This is a genomic window from Methylomonas rivi, assembly GCF_024505165.1.
Classification (GTDB): Bacteria; Pseudomonadota; Gammaproteobacteria; order Methylococcales; family Methylomonadaceae; genus Methylomonas; species Methylomonas rivi.
On record NZ_JANIBK010000012.1, the window covers coordinates 36,850 to 54,834 of the forward strand.

Genomic DNA, 17,985 nt, shown 5'->3' on the forward strand with positions numbered 1-17,985 from the left:
TGCTTAAAAGTCGAGTACTTTAGGTTGTTGAGACTGATGATTGTGCTCAGAACCTGCGTAAATTTTTAATTTTTTGAACATGGCGCGGCCTAACGGATTTTTAGGCAGCATGCCTTGCACGGCGGTGCTGATGATGCGATCGGGGAAAGTTTGTCTCAGCTTGCCCAAGGAGGCTGACTTCATGTTGCCGACATAACCGGTATGGCGGTAGTACATTTTGTCTGTTTCCTTGTTGCCGGTGACGCCCACTTTCTCGGCATTAATGACGATGATGTAATCGCCTGTGTCGACATGCGGGGTGAATTCGGGTTTATGTTTGCCGCGAAGACGTCGTGCAATTTCAGTAGCAAGGCGACCTAGTGTCTTTCCTTCTGCATCAATCACGTACCAATCGCGCTTAACTTCTGCGGGCTTTGCACTAAATGTTTTCATCTTTGCTTCTTAATTCTGTTAAGGCTATGTATAAAGAACGGGGATTTTACTTAAAGAGGGCGTTAACTTCAAGTCGTTTTAGAGTTTAATTTTCAGGGAATGCAGTTTCCGGTACAAATGCGTGCGTTCCATGCCTATGGCGGCGGCCAGTTTGGCGACGCTGCCGCCGTTTTTTTCGAAATGATATTCCAGGTAGGATTTTTCGAAATGGTCGCGGGCTTCTTTTAACGGCAGGTTGAAAAATTCCGGCACGTTATTGCCCAGCTTGGGTTGTTCGGCGATGGAGCCCAGCGCGGTTTTGACTTCATCCAGTTCGATGTCGTCCCCGGCGCCCAATATCATCAGGCGCTGCACCAGGTTACGCAGCTCCCGCACGTTGCCCGGCCAACTGTAGTTGCGCAAATAGTTTTGCGCCGCCATCGAAAAACGCCGGAACGGCAGTTTTTCGTGCACCACGAAATGGTCGACGTAAAAATTCAGCAGGCTGGGTACATCCTCGCTGTGGTCGCGCAAGGGGTGGACCTCCAGCGTGACTTCGTTCAATAAATAGTATAAATCCTGGCGGAAGCGGCCATGGTTAACTTCTTCGTCCAGCGCCATGCGGGTCGAGGCGACGACACGCACGTCGACGCGGACGGCCTGGCTGCCGCCGACGCGCAGAAAAGAGCTGGATTCCAGCGCGCTGAGCAGGCGGGCCTGGGTTTCCGGGTCCATGCCGCCGATTTCGCCTAAAAACAGCGTGCCGCGGTGGGCCTGCTCCAATAAACCGCGATACACCCGGCCGTTATCTTCCCGGCCGAAAAATTCCACGGCGGCATTTTCCGGCGAAATGCTGCCGACCGACACGTCGATAAAAGAGCCGTCGCGGCGGGGGCTATTGTTGTGCAGGTAGCGGGCGAACATTTCCTTGCCGACGCCGGCTTCGCCGACGAACAGTACCCGGGTGTCGTGCAAGGCCAAGCGTTTGACCTTATCCTTGGTGCGTTCCACCACGGCGCTTTTGCCGACCGGGTCGACGCCTATCATTAGTTGTTGTTTCAGTCCGGCGTTTTCGCGCTGCAACGAGCTGGTTTCCAACGCCCGTTCGACGATCAGCAGCAGTTTGGCCAGCGACAGCGGTTTTTCCAGAAAGTCGTAGGCGCCCAGCCGGGTGGCTTCCACGGCGGACTCCACCGAACCGTGGCCGGACATCATGATGACAGGGCATAGCTGGTCGTCTTCGGCGACCCATTCCCGCAGCAGCGTGATGCCGTCGCAGTCCGGCATCCAGATGTCCAGCAGGATCAAATTGGGCGGGCGCTGGTTTTTAAGCAATTTGGCTTCGGCGGCATTTTCGGCCATCGCCACTTCATAGCCTTCGTCCTCCAGAATTTCCGAAACCAATTGACGAATGTCCTGTTCATCGTCGACAACCAAAATGTAAGGGGCTTGTTTGCTCATTCACTGTTTCCAAATTCAAAGACCGGTAGCTGGATTACAAAGCCAGCGCCGCCATTATATGACGTATCCACCCAAATCACCCCGCCATGTTCTTCGACGATTTTTTTGACGATCGCCAGACCCAGTCCGGTACCCTTGGCTTTGCTGGTGACATAGGGTTCGAAAATGGTTTCGATTTGGTCGGCGTGCAAGCCGCTGCCGTTGTCGTAAATGCACAGTTCCGCGTATTCGGCATTGTTGCGCACCGCTTTATTGATTTTAATATCGATACGGCACGGGCCGGCGGTGGCTTCCTGGGCGTTTTTGATCAGGTTGTGCAAGACTTGGCGAATACTGACCGGATCGGCCTCGACGATGACGCCGCGCGAGGAAAACGAGGTGGTGAAGAGTATGCCGGAGTGTAAATACAGGGCCAATATTTCCTGAATCAAATCGATCAGATTGATTTTTTCGACCTGTTTTTTGGAAGGGCGGGCATATTCGGAAAAGTCGTCCACCATGCGTTTCATGGCTTCCACCTGCTGGACGATGGTGCGGGTGCCGCGCTGCAGGAAGTCCTGGGAGTTTTCCGGGAGCTCCTTGGATAGTTTGTGCTGCAGACGCTCGGCTGAAAGCTGGATCGGCGTCAACGGGTTTTTGATTTCATGCGCCAGCCGGCGCGCCACTTCGCCCCAGGCGGCATTTTTCTGCGCCTGGATCAGGTCGGTGACGTCGTCGAATACTACCACCGCGCCCATGCGGCTGCCGTCCTGCAAAAACAGGGGGGTGCCGCGGCAGAGCAGTTCCTGGCGGCCGTTGGGGCCGAGAAAGACGATGCGCTGTTCCCAGATGTCGTCGGCCTTTTCCAATAATTGCTGAATCGCTTCCAGCACTTCGGCCAGTTCGCTGTGTTTGCCGGCCAGGTTGGAGAGGGTTTGGCTGACGAAATGGCTGACCGGAATGTGCAAAATCCGGTAAGCGGCCTGATTGGCGGTGCGGATATGGAAGGAGGCGTCGAAACTGATGACGCCGGCGGTCAGATTGGCGAGTATGGTTTCCAGGTAGGCGCGCTGGTTTTCCACTTCCAGGCCGGCGGCCCGGGTTTCGTCGCGGGAGCGGGCGATGCGCTTGGTCATCTGGTTGAAGGATTCCACCAAAAAACCCAAATCGTCCTGGCTCATCACCGGCAGTTGTTGTTGGTAATCGCCGTCCGCAACCGCCTGGGTGCCTTTTACCAGTTCCTTGACCGGAGCCACGATATTGCGGATGCTGATGAACGCCACCCAGATGGCGGCCAACAGGCTCAACAGCAATACCAGCAGCAGAATCAGCGAGAAGCTGGTTTTCAGGGAATCGCGCAGGAAGGTCATTTCCTGGTAGCGGATAAAGGCGAATTCGATGGAGTCGGCCAAATCGGTCACCCGCACCGGGATAGGGTACAGCACTTGTAAAAAGCGCCTTTGGTCGCGGTCTATCGGCAAAATGATGCGCACCAGCATTTCGTCGTTATCGCCGGGGTCGAAGGCAAAATATTCCTTGTTTTGCCGCAACTGCAGCCAGATTTGTTCGTCCGGCAGATGGGGCAGAATATCGCTGGGATTGGTGCTGCTGGAGGCCAGAATACGGCCCTGGCTGGAAAACGCGGCGATTTCCAGCGCGCCGGAATCCGCCCACAGCGAGCCGATTTCCAGGGCAATCAGGGTGTCCGACTTGTCTTCCAGCTGCGCGGCGATTTGCCGGGTTTGTTTGATGTGCCAGTTCATGCGTTGCGCCAGCGAGGATTGGCTCAGCTCCAGCGCATCGTCCATGGCGCGGTCGATTTCCACGTTAAACCAGCTGTCTATGCCTTGATGCAGAAACTGCACGGAGAAATAAAACACAATCGCCGCCGGTGCCAGGGCCAGCAACACAAACAAGGACACCATGCGGGTGGTCAGCCGCGAACCGGCTTCCTTTTTCTTCAGCTCGCGCACCAGCGAGTAAGCGTTGACCACCACCAGGATTAACAAGGTTATGGACCCCAAGGTATTGATGACCAGCAACCAGGAGTGCATCTCGCTGAGTTCGGACGACTCCTGGGTGGAACTGCTCATCAGCTGCAACGATAGCAGGATGAAGCCGAACAGGATCAGGATGGAGGCGCTAGCCGGCAGTTTTATTTTTGAATAGGCCATAGTGTCCAGTCGCTGGAGAGAAACCATTGGGTGTCCAGATAAGCAAACGGCCGTAGCGGAACCGGCAGCGATTCGCGGTCGAACCGGCATTTGACGGCCAGATAATAACGCTGGCCCGGTTGTATTAAATCGGCGGCCAAGGGCTGGCTGTCATGCAGGTTGGACATAAAGTTCAAGGCGGCATTGAGGGTTAAAAACATTTCGCCTTCGTTGTCCCGGGTCGCCACTTCGTATTGGTTTAATAAAGCATGAAACCGAATGCGGTAAGGGCGTTCCTGGCTGTACAGGGTGGTGTCCAGGATACGGCCCGCCTTACGGATTTGTATCGCTACTATCCAGGTCAGCGGCACGCCTTTATGCAGGGCTTCCTTGGCGGTCGGGCTGAGCCGGTAATCGATACGGGCCTGAATCTGCAGGTTGTTGGGGCCGGTTTCGATCAGGCCGGCCTGACGGATGATTGCTGTATAAGGATCGGCTGCAGTTAAAAACGGCCAGAGGCTCAGACACAAAATCAGCCCGATGCTAAACGGCTTTGCCAAGCTTGGCATAATAAAAACCGTCCATTTGTAAGTCGCCGGTAAGGATTTGCCGGCCATGCGGGCGCAGCATGCCCCAAGCGGCTTCGATAGTCAGTTCCGTGGCGTCGGGATGCCGGTTTAAAAAATCGCCGATTTGCTGTTCGTTTTCTTGTTTTAACACCGAGCAGGTGGCGTACAGCAATGTGCCGCCCGGCGCCAACAGTTCCCAGCTTGCCTCAAGGATTTTGGCCTGCAAGGCCTGCAAGGCGGCAATATCGGATTCCCGGCGTAATAGTTTGATGTCCGGGTGGCGGCGGATTACGCCGAAGCCGGAGCAGGGTGCATCCAATAAAATCCGCTCGAATTGGCGGCCGGCGGCCCAGCTTTGCGGATCGGCGGCATCGGCCGCCAGCGTATCGGCCCGCAGGTGCAAACGCTGCAAATTGTCGCTGACGCGTTGCAGGCGGTTGGCGTCTATGTCCAAGGCCAGCAGGGATTGCAAGCCGGACTGGCGTTCCAGAATGGCGGCGGTTTTACCGCCCGGCGCCGCGCATATATCCAGCACTCTATCGCCGGCTTGGGCATCCAGCAAGCCGGCGGCCAACTGGGCGGCCACGTCCTGTACCGAAACCCGGCCTTCGCTGAAGCCGGGCAATTGATCGACATTCAACGCTTCGTCCAGTATCAATGCCGTCGGGCACTGGGCAACCGGTTGCGCGCTTATGCCTTGCAGATTAAGCAGCTGCAGATAGTCTTCGCGGCTGTTTTGGCGCACATTGACCCGCAGGGCCATCGGCGGCGGCAGGTCGTTGGCGGTTAAAATGTGCCGGTAGTGGTCCGGCCAATTAGTTTGCAGTTGTTTGATCAGCCAATGGGGGTGGTTGAGTTCGGCTTGTCGGTCGGAGGCACATTTCGCGCCAAGCGTTTCGGCATCGCGCAAATAGCGTCTCAGAACGGCGTTGACCAAGCCCTTGGACCAGGGTTTGTGCTTGGTGGCGGCGACGGTTTCGGATACGGCGGCATGCGGTTTGACCCGCATGTGTTGCAGCTGATAAAGGCCGACCAGCAGCAAGGCCTTGATATCGCCGTCCTTGGCTTTTAAAGACTTTTCCATTAATTGCCCGAGCAGGCAGTCCAGCGCAAAGTAATGCCTTATCACCCCGTAACACATGGCCTGTACGAAGGCCCGATCCTGATGGTCCTTCAGTTTCGGCAGCTGGCTATCCAGCGCCGCGGTCAGGGAATGGCCGTCGCTAATCACCCGCGACAAAATTTGCGCCGCGCAGCCGCGTAAATTCATGATCCCAAGCGCGCGCCGTCGGCGGCATGCGCGTTTAGAAAGTCCTTGCCGGCAATGCGTTTGCCGCCGGGTAGCTGTACTTCCAACAGGCGCAGCACGCCGTCGCCGGTTGCCACATCCAGATGATGATCGGCGCAAGTTAGGGTGCCGGGCGGCAAGTCGCTGCTTTTATCGGTTAAAGCGCTAAGCCAGACCCGCAGCACGTCGCCTTTAAACAGGGTTTGCGCCACCGGCCAGGCATTCAGGCCGCGAATTTTGCGATCCAGCTGGACGGCGGTATCCGCCCAGTCCAGCACGGCTTCGGGTTTTTCCAGTTTGTGCGCATACGTCACCAGGGTTTCGTCCTGAGGTTCCGCATTCACCGTGCCTTGTTGATACCTGTCGAGCACTTCGACCAACGCCTCGGCCCCCATTTGCGCGAGTTTGTCATGCAGGCTGCATGAGGTGTCGCTAGCGCCGATAGGGCATTCCGCTTTCAGCAGCATGTCGCCGGCATCGAGTTTTTTCACCACTTTCATGATGGTGATGCCGGTCTTGTCGTCGCCGGCCATCAGAGCCCGGTGAATCGGCGCGGCACCCCGCCAGCGCGGTAGCAGCGAACCGTGCACGTTGATGCAGCCCAAACGGGGGGTATCGATTACGGTTTGCGGCAAAATCAGGCCGTAGGCAACGACTACCATTAAATCGGCATTCAGCGCGGCTAATTCGGCCAGGGTTTCCGGTTGTTTGAAGTTTTCCGGTTGATAGACCGGAATGCCGTGGGTTTGAGCCAGTTGCTTGACCGGGCTGGCCGTCAGTTTGCGGCCGCGGCCGGCCGGCCGGTCGGGTTGGGTGTAGACCGCGCACACCTCGTGGTTTGAGTTTATGACGGCTTGCAAGGTGGGCACGGCAAAATCCGGCGTGCCGGCGAAAACGATTCTCATGCGGGTCCTTAGTGGCCTTGCTGTTTATGAATTTTGTCCAGCTTGGCCTTGATGCGGTTACGCTTGAAAGCCGACAAATAATCCACGAACAGTTTGCCCAGTAGATGGTCCATTTCATGCTGGATGCAAACCGCCAGCAGATCGCGGGCTTCCAGTTCGAAGTTTTCGCCGTCGCGGTTTAAGGCTTGTACCTTGATGTGTTCGGCGCGGCTGACTTTTTCGAAAAAGCCGGGCACGGACAAGCAGCCTTCCTCGGATTCTTCCACGCCATCTTGGGCTATGATTTTCGGGTTGATCAGGCAGATGGGCTCGTCCTTGTCTTCGCTGATGTCCATGACAATAACCCGCTTATGCACATTGACCTGAGTGGCGGCCAAGCCTACCCCTTTGGCGGCATACATGGTTTCCAGCATGTCGTCGACCAGGGTTTTGATGTTGTCGTCGACTTGGTTGACTTCCTCGGCCACGGTACGCAACCGTTTATCGGGAAACTCCAGAATCGTTAAAATGCTCACCTATCACTCCGCTATCTAAACTTAAGGACGGGATTTTAGCTGGTTTTGGCGTATTTCGGAACCGGAATCAATGCCGTCCCGCCCGGCCGGGTTCGCGCAAAACCGGAGGCGCTTTCGGCCGCAATGGCGCCGAAGCCGAAAGCTTGGATGATAAATGGGAGCCAAAGTTGCAGCGTGTTTCCGCGCCGTTAACGACACCTTGTAATCTTGATCGGCCCCATGAAAACTAAAAAGCATCTTCTACCGAGCCAGTCGTAAAAGCCGAAATGTTGGGTTGGCGTAGGGTGCTCCTTGCTTAATGAGATATCTGAACTTTTTGCATTAGGTCCGCTCTTAGAGATGTGCTGAGAAGCACATTCATTTTTCTTCCTCGTAATCCGGCTTTTAGCCGGATTTTTTTTGCCCTTCGCGCTACGAGACCGGCGGATTGCGCGCCCATTTTTTACTTTTGCAATCCTGCCAATCCTGCCGATCGGTTGGACTTAACGGTCGTCGGGCTGTCTTCATCGAAATGTCATACTCGCCGGTTAGGATTGGCGTTCCGCTTCATAACCCTTGATCGCGGCATGGGAACCGCCTTTAAACGCGCCAGGTGTCAAGAATTTATTGCGATATATATGGAACTGTCTCTACTGACATTAAATCTGCATACCTACCAACAACACCCCCGGCATTGCTGTTTCGAGACCATGCACCACCACGAGCGCGAGGTGCATATCATTGCCGAGGCCATTGCCCGCTTGAATATCGACGTGATCTGTTTTCAGGAAGTGGGCGAGTATATGCACGACCCGATAACCCATCCCTATGGCGAGTCGCCTTCCAACATGGCGTTTAGAATTTGCAATAAATTGCGCCATTGGGGACGCTGGTATCACATCCATCAAGACTGGAGCCATATCGGTTTTTACCGCTGGCGGGAGGGCACGGCCATCCTGAGCCGCTATCCCATGCAGCACAATTATTCGGCCTACGTTTCCAACGATCATCGAAAAGACAATTACATGTCGCGGAATGTCACCGTATCCTGCATCGACGTGCCCTGGTTCGGCCTGCTGCATATCGCCAACGTGCACTTGAGCTGGGCCCACCACGGCTTTTTCGAGGAATACCCGCGGCTGAAACATCTGATCGAGTCGCGCCGGCATTTCGGCGTCCGGGCGGATTTAATCGTCGGCGATTTTAACGCGCCCGCCGGCGAGCATGCTTACAACCATATCGTCGGTAGCGCCGAATACGTTGACCAATTTTACGAATGCCACCCGCACCGTTTTTACCAGCCCAGCTACCGCGGCCGGATAGACGGCTGGGAATGCGGGCCGCCCAAACGTATCGACCATATTTTCAAGCGCAACGGGCAGCCGCTCAGAATCCGGTCCATGGATACCATTTTCAATGACGATTTTTATCCCGTCGTGTCCGATCACTTCGGCTATGTCGCCAGGTTCGAAATGTTTTGAGCCGTCCCGAATCCGGGAGAGGAATTACTGTTTGGCGTAGCGATATTTTTTCAGCAACAGCGGAGATAGCGACATCAGCGCAATCAACAAAATAGCTGTAATCATTCCGGGACTGAACAGTTCGTCGATTGAGTTAATGTGTTCCAGCTTGTTGCCGCCGTTGGCATAGACGAACGACGCCGGCATCACGCCCAGCGCGCTGCTCAGCAAGTATTTTTTAAAGGAAATCCTGGAAATGCCGGCCAGTATGTTGATTAAAAAATAAGGTACCACCATCACCAGTCTGAGCGACAGGAAATAATAAAAACCGTTTTCCTCGATCTCGGATTCAAGTGCTTGGAGGCGCTCGTAATACATCCGTTCGAACAGGTCCTTGAACGCATAGCGGCTGATGCCGAATCCCACCACGCAAGCCAGGATTGTGGCGGCAATATTGTAAATGGCGCCCATGTAAAAGCCGAAGAAAAAACCGCTGAGCATTTTGATGGCGGCGGCAAAGGGAACCGGGGAATTCACAAAAATAATGCAAGACAGGAAGAACAGCATCACGGACAAAACGTAGTTTTGCGCGATGAAATCGGCGATAAACAGCTTATTGTTTTTGAATGTCTCTAGGGTTAATTGATCCGAAAAATATACGGCGGCGGCTATAAAAACCAACAATAGCAACGCGAGGTTTTTGGGTTTAGTCGTGGGCATGGTTATTATTGTTTTTGTCTGTTGGAGCTGGCGCGAAAACACCGGCCAGTCTTATTCGCCGGCCGTTAACCGCATGCCGGGCGCAAGCTAAACTAATAACATCCGAATATGAATTTAGCGTGACAGCGGCCAATCAATTTGACTGGCGCTATGGGGGCGGATACGGTGCCTGCCCGGTTATATCGGTATTGCCGGGGATCTAATGGCATATTTAAACAGCAAAGAAAACTGAATATAAATGAAAAACTACACAGTAAATACTTTAGGCAACTCTTCGCTCGCGCTATCGGATGCGGTCAATTTGCTATCTTCCAATTGCCCAAATGAAGCCGACCGCTACGACGAAAGCAGGCTAATCAATGAGGTGCGGTCGGTAGATGTCAGGCCTTTCTATAAAAAATTTTACGGCGCCTATGATGTTGACGGGACATTGATCGGGGTAGGGGGTATCAAGTCGGCCGATTGGGCTTCGGATACCCATATACTTTATATGATGGCCGTGGAGAAAGATCATCGAGGCAAAGGCGTCGGTTCGGAATTGGAATACACCCGGATTCAGTGGGTGCGCGACAATTTCGCTAACGGGCGCTGCCTGGTAAGCACCACGCATAAAAAGCGCTTTGAGCGCTGGGGCTTCAAATCGGTGAGCGAAGTTAACAATAGGCATCTAATGGTCTTGGAATTTTAATTCCATGCCGAGTCGGCCGCTTACCGATTAATCGACCGATGCGCTTGGTCGCCCCGTCTGCACTTTTTCCACTTTCTCCACGGCTTGTATGAGCTCATCGATGCCTAATTGAGTCAGTGCGTGCAGCCCGGCCCGAAGCACCTCGCTTTTCTTGACGTGGACGCCCGCCGTTAAGCAGGTTTTTTTGAGTTCCGAAATTTTCCGATAATCGTTCTCCGGAAATGAAAAGCTGTCTCTAACGACTTTTGTTTTGTGGTGCTTTCCTTTTTTGATCGAGTCGTTTGCTCCGCTATCGGCGGCTTCAATAACCGGTTCCGATTCATTCGATACTAAGGATTCGGAGTTGACCGGTTCCATTATGGCGGGCGGAGGGGTTGCTTGCTTTGATTTTGGTTTCTTGGTATTCATCGTGACTTCCTGGCGAGAAACTGAATTATCAGTGTATACCGTATATACCGTTATGAATAGGGGTGTACATAACCGATTTTTGTAAACCAACAGTAATCGAACATTAATCATCCTGTCTCAAAGCCTTTCTAGAATCATCCACTTATTGCTTTGTGATGAGGGGTTGCCATGCAAATTCGAAAGCTGCTTTGGTTGCTGATGCTATTGGTGTCGGGCTGTGCAGAGTACCCAATCAAGACCTCTTCGTGGCCTGATACAATGCCGTCTAATGAGACTTTTCTCGCGAATTATCAACAAGATGGGGTAAATGCCAATTTGCAAAGCCTGGACGAATACTTGCTTTGGGTAAAACGGTTTTATCAAGGTTGGGAGCTGTATCCAAACGGATGGATTACTTTGAGCGACAATGTGGCGCGGAAACTCCAGGAGCCTTTATTGGCACGGGCGGTCAAGGAAAAATTGCGGAACCTGGGAGTGGTCATTGCCGCCGAGTGGGCCAAAAACAATGAAACGCGGCGCATTACAACGCAGCAGGTTTCGGTTTGGGGTAATGCGCTGCTAAATTCCTTGCAGCATGGCGAAACGCTAAGCATCCTAGAGCGAGTGGTGCAAGATGTTGAAGATTTGTTGGCGAACCGGATATCGCCCGAGCAAATTACCGAAAACCGTTTCTACGCCGAAGAAGATATATTTAAAGACATCAATTAAAATTATTGCCAGGGATTGTACTTTTGGCCAATCGTCAGTCAGGATGATTTTGGCTCAATCAATTCAACCGGATACGGTAATTATTCCGTCGTTGAGCACAGTGTTATCCACAGTTTTTGTGGATAACGTCGTATCGGCTTAAGCCGCCAACTCACCCGCAATCATCTCCGCCTGCTTCAACACGGTTTCCGTAGCGAGTAATTGCATATCCGGCGGATAGCCATAAAACCGCAATGTACGCCTGATGATGACCTTTAATTTTGCTCTGACGCTTTCTTTAATCGTCCAGTCAATAGAGGCGTTCTCGCGCACTTTTTGCGTTAGCACTACAGCCAATTCGCGCAATTGGTCGTGTTGCATCAGCTCTCTAGCGCTATCGTTATTCGCAACAGCGGTGTAAAAGGCATATTCAAAATCCGTCAGCCCCATTTTTTTAGCATTGTCATCGGAGGCGACAATTTCCTTACTGATCTTGATCAGCTCTTCTATAACCTCGGCAGCGGTCAAAATTTTGTTCTGATATTTCTTGATGGAGGTTTCCAGCATTTCCATCAATGACCGGCTTTGGATCAAATTCTTTTTGGCGCGGGCTTTAATTTCGTCGTTCAGCAGTTTTTTCAACACTTCCAGCGCGACGTTTTTGTGTTGATGGTTTTTCAGCTCTTCCAAAAACTCATCGGACAAAATGGATATGTCCGGCTTCTTGATGCCTGCCGCATCGAAAATATCGACCACGTGCTCGGATACCAAGGCTTGATCTATGACTTGGCGGATGGTGGTTTCAATTTCATCGTTACTCAGGCCTTCGCCCGTGCCATCAAACTTGGCCAGTCTGGCTTTAACGGCTTGAAAAAACGCCACTTCATCTTTTACGTCCATCGCTTGTTCATGCGGAATGGCGATAGCGAACGCTTGAGATAACGCAGTCACTTCGTTGATATAGCGTTTACGACCATCATCCAAACCCAGCACATGCTCTTCAGCCGCCAGTATCAGCGACAGCTTTTGCGAGGTATCCGCATCAAAGTAATGCTCGTAAGCAAAGCCGAAATACATGCCGGAAACCACTTCCAATTTCTCCAGCATCAGATGTACCGCTTGCTCTTGCGCTAAGGTCGGATCGCCTTTACCGCCGGCATCAGAATAAAACGACAGCGCTTCTTTTAGATCAGCGGCGATACCCAAATAATCAACAATCAAACCACCCGGTTTATCTCTATAAACCCGATTGACCCGCGCAATCGCTTGCATCAAGTTATGGCCTTTCATCGGTTTGTCTATGTACAGCGTGTGCAAACTCGGTGCGTCAAAGCCTGTCAGCCACATATCGCGAACGATGACGAGTTTTAATTCATCGTCATCGTCTTTCATGCGTTCTGCTAATTGTTTACGCTGCTGTTTGGTGGTGTGATGTTTGGCTAATTCGGGGCCATCACTAGACGCAGCCGTCATGACGACTTTAATCACGCCTTTGTTCAAATCATCGGAATGCCATTCCGGTTTAAGCAGGATGATTTCTTGATACAACTCCGCCGCAATCCGCCGCGACATGGAAACGATCATGCCTTTACCCGCAAACACTTCCTGCCGTGCTTCAAAGTGGCCGACAATATCCTTAGCCAAATTTTTGATGCGTTGACTGCTGCCTATCAACGCCTCCATCTTGGTCCATTTCGCTTTGGCTTTTTCCATGTCTGGTAGGGGCGCATTGCATGCGCCTCCGGAATCAATGCCATCTGGGCTGATGCAATCAGCCCCTACGTTATCGAATTCAGCGATCAGCTTTTTGCCTTCCTCGCTCAGTCCTACTTTCGCTAAACGGCTTTCGTAATAAATCCGCACCGTGGAACCGTCTTCAACCGCCTGAGCAATATCGTAAATGTCTACATAGTTGCCAAACACAGCCGGCGTATTCACATCGGTTTTTTCAATTGGTGTACCGGTAAAACCCAGATACGTGGCATTCGGTAACGCATCGCGCAAATACTTGGCAAAGCCATACACCACCTTGCTGCCGATTTCGTTACCGTCTTTATCTTTTTCAGCAATGGTTTTGGCGCTAAATCCATATTGAGTACGATGCGCTTCATCCGCAATCACCACGATATTGCGCCGGTCCGATAACTGCTCGTAGACATTGCCTTCATCAGGCTGGAATTTTTGGATCGTGGAAAACACCACGCCACCGGAACCGACCCGCAATAGCTCTTTTAATTGCTGACGACTTTCCGCTTGTATCGGGTCTTGTCGTAATAACTGACTGGACGACGCAAAAGTATCAAACAACTGGTCGTCCAAATCGTTACGGTCGGTAATGACCAGCACCGTTGGATTATCCATCGTCAACACGATTTTGCCGGTGTAAAACACCATAGACAATGATTTACCGGAACCTTGCGTATGCCACACCACACCGGCTTTTTTATCGCCGCGCGGTTGTTGCGTGACACCGGGCAAACCATAACTGGCGGGATTTTCCTGAACCAGTAACGCTTCTCCCATATCCGCAGCGCGTAAGGTAGAGGCGACAGCGGCATTCACTGCGTAATACTGATGATAGGCAGCCACTTTTTTGACCGTGTGAATACTGATGATGCCGGTATCGGGGTCTTCGCGTTTGCTTTTTTCAAAGACAATGAAGTGACGCACTAAATCCAGCAACGTCGTTTTGTTCAACATGCCTTTAATCAGCGTTTCCAACTGACTGACCAAATGCGACGCTTCCACTTTGCCATCCGCAGTTTTCCAGGCCATGAAGCGCGAATAACCCGCCGACAAGGAACCGGCTTTCGCTTCCAAGCCATCGGTAATGACCAACAACGCGTTGGAGGTGAATAAACAGGGAATGCTGTGCTTGTAAGTTTCCAACTGCTTGTAGGCAGATTTAATCGTCGCGTTTTCGTCAGTGGCATTTTTTAACTCAATGATGACCAGCGGTATGCCGTTCACAAACAACAGCAAATCCGGGCGCTTGTTCTGATGATTCTCAATGACGGTAAACTGATTGACGACGACAAAATCGTTATTGGCGGGATTGGCATAATCTATCAACGACACTAAACCGCCTCGCTCAGCACCATCATGCTGATAGCTGACTTTGACGCCTTCCGTTAACAAACGATGGAAAGTTTCATTATTCGCCAACAAATCAGGTGAGTGGACGCGTTGCACATCTTTTAACGCGGCTTGTAGTACATCTTGCGATACAGTCGGATTTATCCGTTTTAACGCCGCTTCCAAACGACCAACTAACAATACCTCATCGTAATCTTGTCGTTCCTGATGTTCACCATCCGGCGCAATGTCAGGGCCATAAAGATAGCTGTAGCCAAGCTGTTGAAACAGATCAAGCGCAAATGCTTCAATGGCGGATTCGGTGAGTTTACACATAATAAGTATCTTCTAGCCATCGCTGAGGATTGGTTTGAATGTAGTCAGCGATTTTTAAATAAGCTGCCTCATTGCGGATAATGTGTTCGTAATAATTACGCTGCCAAATTTTACTATTGGGGGAGCCTTGCAAATTTCGTAAGCTTTTGGTCACCGCTGATTTATATCCGCGAATCACGTCACCAACGGTAGGGGCGCGTTGCACGCGCCCTTGTTCTGTTTGTTCAATATCTGATGAATCAGGGCGCATGCAATGCGCCCCTACAATTTCAACGATGGCGTGGAAATGATTGGGCATGATGACAAAATCATGCAAAACGATATTGGCTCGCAACTCTTGGGTTTTTTGCCATTCCATATAGGCTAATCGCCCCGCATTATTCAAAATCATTTTTCCATTTACGATAACCCCAAATAATGGTACACGCTCATGACAACAAATAGTAATAAAGAACAGACCAGCCTTTGAGTAATCATACCCCTTCAATCGTATTAATTTTCTATGACGAATATTCGGATCAAAGTTCACATTTCATCCAACCTAAAGGGTTTATTTTAATTTGTTGTTTGCAGTGAGAATATCAACATTGGCGCCTGAAAAATCCGCATCGTTGGTGACTAACACACACTGATGCTGCTGACAGGTTTGAACAATAAGTTCATCGTTAAAATCGCTATTAACCAAACTAATTGCGTTAATATCTGCAACGTCAAACAATTTACCAACCAGAGCGAATTTATTTAATATTCTGCCTTTGACTATAGTTTCCACATCTTGCGATGCTTGAGTACCTTCCGGTTCGGAACGGAAGCTTTTGAAGTTGACTTGTTGTTTATTCAATCCCTTGGTTCTTAAATAATTTTCGTATTCTATGCGTAGAAAACGGTTTATAAACTCAGACAATACAGTTACATCCACGCACAGATCGTTACCCATTTTTAGACATTGACTGAAAACCGATGAGTAAGTGTTTGCCCATGTTGAAGACGTACTACCGAACAAATACAACAACACATTGGTATCAAAAAATAACGGTCTTCCTTGTACAGCCCCAATGTTTGCCGGGGTAATCCTTAAACTCATTCCTCTTCCCCCATGATCTGTTTTACTGATTCTTCCAGCCAAGTGGGATCTTTGTAATACAGCTTTGCGGTTTCAATCACGCGCCGCAACAACGCCTTATCGGCATCAGCCATCTCAGTGACCTTAACCGATGCGCGTACCTGTTCTTCGGAAAAATCCCGATAAAGCTGGCCAATAGCGGTATTTAAAAAAGCCGACGTCAGCATTTCCACATTCTGAAACGATATTTCTACCACCTGCTCTTGTTGTAAAGCTTTACTGATGGCCTGAAAGATCGCTTCACCATCCTTGGCTTCCACGCAAAAGCTGCTGCCGACCAAATTGAATACCGAAATGACAATGGGGTTCATACAATCTATGCCTCTTAAAATAAATCTGCCGCGTTGGTTTCGCTCACCAACGCATAATTACTGTTGTCATCCGTCCGAAACGCCACGTTTACCGCTGTGCCTGGAAAAGGCTTGGTAAGTTTTTCGGTTTTTTCACCTTGGCTATCATACTGGTAATAGCCGTCGCCACTGACAATTTGCAACTTGCCTTGGTTCAGTTTGACGAATTCGCTCAATAACGCCAAGCCGATTCCGCCCGGAATCCCAACTTTAGTCGTATTGCGGTCTTGAACCGCCCAGCGGATCGCATCAACCGCTGAAATGGTCTTCTCGAAGCGGCGGAAAAATTTTTCTTTGAAACCGATGCCGGTATCGGCAATACAAAATTCAATGGTGTGCCGCTTGGGAAAAAACTGGCCGCAAGTATAAATGTGCTTGGTTTCGCTGTGGATTTGCGCATTCACAAACAATTCCAGCATTGCCTCTGTCATTTTTTTACGCAGACCTTCACTCATGGTTGGCAATTCGGCACGGTTTAGAAATTGTGCGGCAACATACTGATGAAAATAACGCCCGTCATCGGGCTTCATTTTTTGATATTGGATAGTGGTGTTATAAATATCAACGCAGCCATCAAATCCAAAATGTTTTAAAAAGTCATTTTTTTGTAGAATGGATTTAATATTAGGGCTAATATGGTCAAAAACAATATCGTTTAAATTATCTTCCAGTAAATCCAAAACAGCGCCTAAAGGCGCCGCCATATTGGCGTCAAACCAGACATAAAATGAAACAGGCATCTTTTCAAAAAAATCGCCCTTGTTTTTATCGTACAACCAGGCAATTTGAGAAAAGCCTGACGCGGTACTATGTAAATCGGATAAACAATTGGAAGTCACACGTTCACCCGCACTTCGCCGCTCATCAGTTTGGGTAACAGGGTGTCGCGGAGACTTTCTAGGGTGCGGATTTGAACTGCATTTGAATGTAGCTTCGGCACAATTGAATCGGCCACCGCATTAAATTGTTCAATTACTTGAAGTGATGGTTTTTTAATTGGATACCCCATCAAATGGCTTATCTCAACTCGCTGCCGCCCACTGGAACCTGCTAAACAACCTTCAGCAAAATCTCTAAAATCGCTATTACGAGCAAGTGTGTAAGTGAAAAATGGATGTAGATTTTCATTAGAACGCATAACGATATATTCGGTAGAGCCCCAGCCAACCTGGTTATTTTCTAATATCGTTAAATAGGCTGTTTTCCCATTTTCTAAACACGGAGTAATGCGGGCTAGCAATGTGTCTCCATTTATAAATTTAGTTCCTGAAGAAAACTCGCGGTCATACCATACATCTGGATTAAATGTGGTAGTGCTCAGCGAAGCCATCTCAAAATAGGGCGCTATGGTTCCTTTTGCCAATTTTCTTGGGGGGTTAAATTCAACTAAATCCGATATAACACCATCCTTCCAATCCTCCTGCGCCTCTTCAATAAACCACTGCCGAAACAACGTTTCCGCCATAGCTTCAAGCGTTTTATTTTGCCGGTGCAATAGGTCTATTTTGTCATCAAGGCTGCTGAGTACGGCGGCGATAGCTTTTTGTTCTGGTAGTGATGGTAGTAAGAATGGAATTTTTTCAACTACTTTTCTTTCAGCGATATTTATTTGAACAGAGCCATGAGAGGCTTGTGTAAGGAGTTCAAAACCTTGTTTTGATGATAAAAAATAATAAAGATAATTTATTTCCAATTTATCAACATCTGGCCGTAGTATAAGTAAAGCTTGGCTTATAATCCCTTTAGGATCATCTTCTTTGATAACTGATATTTTTCCAACAGTCCCTGAACAACTAATTATTAAATCGTTTGTTTTTAATTGAAAGCTTTTCAGTTTCTCAAACGTGTCGTTACCAATAAAAAATATAAAGTCTCTGA

At 50.2% G+C, this 17,985-nt stretch carries 18 protein-coding genes; 3 read left to right on the plus strand and 15 right to left on the minus strand.

Annotated features, from left to right (window positions below; genetic code table 11):
- Window positions 1-3: 3 nt before the first annotated feature.
- The 7 genes from rplM to def all read right to left on the minus strand — a co-directional run bounded on the left by rplM (window position 4) and on the right by def (window position 7,281).
- A complete protein-coding gene (gene rplM / locus NP596_RS04105; protein ID WP_256613970.1) occupies window positions 4-432 on the minus strand; it encodes a 50S ribosomal protein L13 in 429 nt (142 codons plus the stop codon).
- A 78-nt stretch (window positions 433-510) separates the two neighbouring features.
- Complete coding sequence (locus tag NP596_RS04110; protein WP_256613971.1) at window positions 511-1,872, minus strand: sigma-54-dependent transcriptional regulator; 1,362 nt, start codon at window positions 1,870-1,872, stop codon at window positions 511-513.
- Window positions 1,869-4,025, minus strand: coding sequence for a sensor histidine kinase (locus NP596_RS04115; protein WP_256613972.1), 2,157 nt, complete (start codon window positions 4,023-4,025; stop codon window positions 1,869-1,871). Before NP596_RS04115 ends, NP596_RS04110 begins: the two co-directional genes overlap by 4 nt.
- On the minus strand, window positions 4,007-4,573 hold the full coding sequence (locus NP596_RS04120) for a DUF4390 domain-containing protein (protein ID WP_256613973.1): 567 nt from the start codon (window positions 4,571-4,573) through the stop codon (window positions 4,007-4,009). The genes NP596_RS04115 and NP596_RS04120 overlap by 19 nt, the downstream gene beginning before the upstream one ends.
- Window positions 4,548-5,843: a 16S rRNA (cytosine(967)-C(5))-methyltransferase RsmB gene (gene rsmB, locus NP596_RS04125; RefSeq protein ID WP_256613974.1), complete on the minus strand. Its 1,296-nt coding sequence runs from the start codon at window positions 5,841-5,843 to the stop codon at window positions 4,548-4,550. Before rsmB ends, NP596_RS04120 begins: the two co-directional genes overlap by 26 nt.
- Window positions 5,840-6,766 carry a methionyl-tRNA formyltransferase gene (fmt, locus tag NP596_RS04130; RefSeq protein WP_256613975.1) on the minus strand — a complete coding sequence of 309 codons (927 nt, stop codon included), beginning with the start codon at window positions 6,764-6,766 and terminating at the stop codon, window positions 5,840-5,842. The genes rsmB and fmt overlap by 4 nt, the downstream gene beginning before the upstream one ends.
- An 8-nt stretch (window positions 6,767-6,774) precedes the next feature.
- Window positions 6,775-7,281: a peptide deformylase gene (gene def / locus NP596_RS04135; RefSeq protein WP_256613976.1), complete on the minus strand. Its 507-nt coding sequence runs from the start codon at window positions 7,279-7,281 to the stop codon at window positions 6,775-6,777.
- A gap of 617 nt (window positions 7,282-7,898) precedes the next feature.
- On the opposite strand from def, the gene NP596_RS04140 reads away from it, so the two are divergent.
- Window positions 7,899-8,741, plus strand: a complete 843-nt coding sequence (locus NP596_RS04140) for an endonuclease/exonuclease/phosphatase family protein (protein WP_256613977.1) — start codon at window positions 7,899-7,901, stop codon at window positions 8,739-8,741.
- A gap of 24 nt (window positions 8,742-8,765) precedes the next feature.
- Here the strand turns inward: NP596_RS04140 and NP596_RS04145 are convergent, their stop codons facing one another.
- Window positions 8,766-9,440 carry a TVP38/TMEM64 family protein gene (locus NP596_RS04145; protein WP_256613979.1) on the minus strand — a complete coding sequence of 225 codons (675 nt, stop codon included), beginning with the start codon at window positions 9,438-9,440 and terminating at the stop codon, window positions 8,766-8,768.
- A 238-nt stretch (window positions 9,441-9,678) separates the two neighbouring features.
- On the opposite strand from NP596_RS04145, the gene NP596_RS04150 reads away from it, so the two are divergent.
- Window positions 9,679-10,128 carry a GNAT family N-acetyltransferase gene (locus NP596_RS04150; RefSeq protein ID WP_256613980.1) on the plus strand — a complete coding sequence of 150 codons (450 nt, stop codon included), beginning with the start codon at window positions 9,679-9,681 and terminating at the stop codon, window positions 10,126-10,128.
- Between the two features lie 27 nt (window positions 10,129-10,155).
- Here the strand turns inward: NP596_RS04150 and NP596_RS04155 are convergent, their stop codons facing one another.
- Window positions 10,156-10,536, minus strand: a complete 381-nt coding sequence (locus NP596_RS04155; protein ID WP_256613982.1) for a hypothetical protein — start codon at window positions 10,534-10,536, stop codon at window positions 10,156-10,158.
- Between the two features lie 168 nt (window positions 10,537-10,704).
- On the opposite strand from NP596_RS04155, the gene NP596_RS04160 reads away from it, so the two are divergent.
- The gene (locus NP596_RS04160) at window positions 10,705-11,244 is read left to right on the plus strand and encodes a hypothetical protein (protein WP_256613983.1); all 540 of its coding nucleotides are present in this window, start codon (window positions 10,705-10,707) and stop codon (window positions 11,242-11,244) included.
- 138 nt (window positions 11,245-11,382) lie between these two features.
- Here the strand turns inward: NP596_RS04160 and NP596_RS04165 are convergent, their stop codons facing one another.
- From NP596_RS04165 to NP596_RS04190, 6 genes are all read right to left on the minus strand, one after another.
- Complete coding sequence (locus NP596_RS04165) at window positions 11,383-14,634, minus strand: type I restriction endonuclease subunit R (protein WP_256613984.1); 3,252 nt, start codon at window positions 14,632-14,634, stop codon at window positions 11,383-11,385.
- The gene (locus NP596_RS04170; RefSeq protein WP_256613985.1) at window positions 14,627-15,163 is read right to left on the minus strand and encodes a transposase; all 537 of its coding nucleotides are present in this window, start codon (window positions 15,161-15,163) and stop codon (window positions 14,627-14,629) included. Before NP596_RS04170 ends, NP596_RS04165 begins: the two co-directional genes overlap by 8 nt.
- Before the next feature lie 21 nt (window positions 15,164-15,184).
- Window positions 15,185-15,718, minus strand: a complete 534-nt coding sequence (locus tag NP596_RS04175) for a type II toxin-antitoxin system VapC family toxin (RefSeq protein WP_256613986.1) — start codon at window positions 15,716-15,718, stop codon at window positions 15,185-15,187.
- The gene (locus NP596_RS04180) at window positions 15,715-16,068 is read right to left on the minus strand and encodes an STAS-like domain-containing protein (protein WP_256613987.1); all 354 of its coding nucleotides are present in this window, start codon (window positions 16,066-16,068) and stop codon (window positions 15,715-15,717) included. The genes NP596_RS04175 and NP596_RS04180 overlap by 4 nt, the downstream gene beginning before the upstream one ends.
- Before the next feature lie 14 nt (window positions 16,069-16,082).
- On the minus strand, window positions 16,083-16,946 hold the full coding sequence (locus tag NP596_RS04185) for an ATP-binding protein (protein WP_256613988.1): 864 nt from the start codon (window positions 16,944-16,946) through the stop codon (window positions 16,083-16,085).
- Window positions 16,943-17,985, minus strand: a 1,043-nt coding sequence (locus NP596_RS04190) for a restriction endonuclease subunit S (protein ID WP_256613989.1), incomplete at its 5' end; no start/stop codon positions are given. The genes NP596_RS04190 and NP596_RS04185, both read right to left, overlap by 4 nt.